The sequence below is a fragment of the Mycobacterium sp. NGS39 genome (genome assembly GCF_059812765.1).
In genome coordinates, this window is the sequence record NZ_JCALDH010000026.1 from 1 (window position 1) to 2,561 (window position 2,561).

The 2,561-nt window shown below is 62.7% G+C and carries 1 protein-coding gene and 2 pseudogenes; all 3 read left to right on the forward strand.

Annotated elements, in window-relative coordinates; genetic code table 11:
• Positions 1–127: 127 nt before the first annotated feature.
• Positions 128–511: a hypothetical protein gene (locus AC5Y39_RS21175; protein WP_500048286.1), complete on the forward strand. Its 384-nt coding sequence runs from the start codon at positions 128–130 to the stop codon at positions 509–511.
• A 262-nt stretch (positions 512–773) separates the two neighbouring features.
• Positions 774–1,121: pseudogene (locus tag AC5Y39_RS21180) on the forward strand (site-specific integrase); the annotation flags it as partial.
• Positions 1,122–1,228: 107 nt separating this feature from the next.
• Positions 1,229–2,456, forward strand: a pseudogene (locus AC5Y39_RS21185) (IS30 family transposase); the annotation flags it as partial.
• Positions 2,457–2,561: the final 105 nt, after the last annotated feature.

Below are 2,561 nucleotides of genomic sequence, written 5' to 3' on the forward strand. Positions count from 1 at the left end.
AAGCGATGCTCTGCCGCGCATGAGCGCCGAGGGTGCCCAAGGGGTGATTAACAAGCAAAGGATCGACAAGGCCGACATCGTTGTTGCGTTGTTTGATCGCCGCTTGGGGTAGGCGACCGAAGACGCGGTGTCGGGTACTGCGGATGAAATCCAGCGCTCTACCGAGGCGGGTAAGCATGTGCACACTTGGTTCTCCGAGGAGCCGATCCAACGCCGTGACGTCGATCCCGAGGAACTTGCCCGTCTCGCGAAGTACCGCAAAGAGCTTGAGGGGCAAGGGTTGTTGGGCGTCTACGTCAGCCCAGACGACCTGGCTTACAAGGTGCGTACTGCGATCGAACAGGACATTGATGAGATGGGCCTTAGCGCCGCGCAGGTCCGCAAGCCTAAAGGGCAGCACGCCATGCCCCGGCTATCACGTGCCGGGAAGGTTCTGTATTGCCGCAACGTAAGCGAGAGTGTGACAGCGGAGCAGTTCACAATCGAACCGCATCAGAACACGTATGTCTAGGTGCACAACGATGATGACGAAGGTGCGCCCTTTGATCTTCTGCCACTGGCGACTACGAGTGGCCGCTGGTGGTTGCGGCGGGAGGCGACAAGCTCGTGGTCACAATGCGATGGTTGGAAGACGGTGAACCACAAGAAGTAACGCAAACAATCGCCGTTTGATCTGTCACGAAACGGCTCAGCGGGCCGGCCCAAACCCCAACCGCGCGTTGAGCGCACCGTGGCGGGGAGTATGTGCCTCTCAACCCGCCACGGTGGCTGCCGCCAACCCTGTGGTGAGCGGTCGTCGTCGGCACTCAACCAAACGTCGCGCTACCTCAGATGGCAAGGCACCGTTTAGGCACCGACCGCTTACGGCCAACCAAATAGCGTCCGTAGTCGATTGGATCGCCCGCAATGGCTCCCAAGGACGGGGCAACGAGGTATACGCGCTGGCTGTGCTGTTCGCGGCACACACCGGCGTTCGGGCCAGCGAGCTTCAAGGTTTGCAGCTGCGGAACATCACGCTAAGCGACATACCCGGCACCGTTGGCAGCATCCGCATTACGCGTACCGCCAAGCGCAAAGGCCGCGAATGGAAGTACGGCACACCCAAAAGCGACGCGAGTTCGGTGTCGGCTCCGGGTGAATCCTGAGCAGCCTGCTCCGGGGTGGTTTCTAGGCGCGGTCGCAACAACTTCTCTAGGTTCTGGAGGTTGGGTTGACATCGTCGCGTCGTGTGAAGAAGGGGCCGGGGCGTCGTCCGCAATCGGCCAAGCGTCAGCGGTTCATGGAGTTGCGAGCTCGTGGATGGTCGATGCGGGCGGCGGCCCGTGAAGTCGGTGTATCCCGCAGCGGGGCTAACAACTGGGCCCGTGGTTACAAGACCTACCGCAACGGCATCGTCGTCGGGTTCGTGCCGCCGCTGGACCGCCTGGCTGTCCGCGAGGTCAGCTCAGGGTACCTGTCCCAGGATGACCGGATCGAGATCGCCGATCTGCGTCAGTCCGGGCTGAGCCTGCGGACGATCGCCACCCGCCTCGGTCGGGCACCGTCGACCATTTCGCGCGAGCTACGGCGCAACGCGCCAGCAGGCCGCGCTATCGCCCTTTCGACGCTCATCGTCGGGCCACCGCACGACGAGCACGTCAGCACCGCCGCCGAGTCGACACCAATGATCAGCTCTGCGGTGTGGTCACCGAGCTGCTGGGTCAGCGCTGGAGCCCCCAACAGATCAGTCGTCACCTTCGCCAGCGGTTCCCCGATGATCCGTCGATACAGATTTGCCATGAAAGCATCTATCAAGCTGTGTATCAACCGAATTCGTGATTCATGCGGCCATCCCGATTGGCGCCGCACCGCCATTCACCGCTGCGCACCGGCAGGGATCACCGCCGAGCCCACCAACGCCCGCAGCGCCGCCGGCCGCGGTTTCAACAGCCCATGCTGACCATCCACGACCGCCCCTTCCCCCCGTCGACCGGTCACAAGCTGGCCACTGGGAGGGAGACCTCATCATCGGCAACAATCACCTCTCGGCGATCGGCACTCTCGTTGAACGCCAGACCTGGTGCGGCTGGTGCACCTGCCCCGCAGCGACGCCGACTCGCTGCACGCCGCGTTGGTGGCTCGCATCCAAGATCTTCCGCCGGCGCTGATGCGGTCGATCACGTGGGACCAGGGCACCGAGATGGCGCGCCATCTAGCCACCACGAAGAAGCTTGGTGCGCCGGTGTACTTCTGCGATTCGCGAACCCCCTGGCAGCGGGGTAGCAACGAGAAAACCAACGGCCTATTGCGCGACTACTTCCCCAAGGGCGTCACCCTCGTCGGCCACCTACCAGCGCACCTGTCGGCCGTCGAACACGAACTCAATCACCGTCCCCGGATGGCCCTCCCAAGACCGTTGCCCCGCCGACCTATTCGCTGCACTGTTAGCCTCAAGTAGTCCGTCGGTGTTGCGACGTTTACTAGAACCCACCCCGGAGCTACCTGCTCACTTTTCGACCGGAGCCGACATTCGGAGGTTGCGTCCAGCAGAGTGGTGTACGAGTCGGAGCTGAAGATCGGTA